This window comes from Helicobacter sp. T3_23-1059, assembly GCF_053654515.1.
Map to the genome: position 1 here is coordinate 1 of NZ_JBSIUV010000226.1, position 469 is coordinate 469.

Consider the following 469-nt stretch of genomic DNA (forward strand, 5'->3'; position numbering starts at 1 on the left):
TTTTTTCTTGCAAGGAGTCTTAGGTAGATAAAAGTTTAGCTTGCAAGGCATTTAGCGATTCTAAAACGCGTTTGATTGCTACTAAATCTGTGCTTGGGGGGGGGGGTGCTACATTGTGCTAAAAGCCTTGCTAACTCGGCTTGTTTTTTTGCTAATTGCACTTGTTTTAATGCTTCTTGCCTCTCTTTCTCTTGTTCTTGCTCTTGCTTGGCTTGCAAAAGAGAATCTAGCTCGGCTTGTGTGGTTGTTAGCTCTGCTTTTACTTTTTCTAATTCTGTTTGTTCTTTTTGTAGCTTTGTTTGTATGGTAGATCGTTGTCCTCGCAAAGAGTTTAGCCTCGCCTGCATAGTATCTCTTACTTGTATTGCAGCTTGTTTATCTTGTTGCGTTGCCGCCATTCCTATTGTGCTGTTCCATATATTTACATTTTCTTGCGTAGCCCATATTTGTTGTTGCAAATCATTGATTT

Annotated in this window: 1 protein-coding gene; it reads right to left on the reverse strand. The window is 39.7% G+C overall.

All coding sequences use genetic code 11. The annotated features are described in order from the left end of the window. Positions 1-35: 35 nt before the first annotated feature. On the reverse strand, positions 36-469 hold a 434-nt coding region (locus ACWIX0_RS14175), incomplete at its 5' end, for a hypothetical protein (protein ID WP_454174615.1).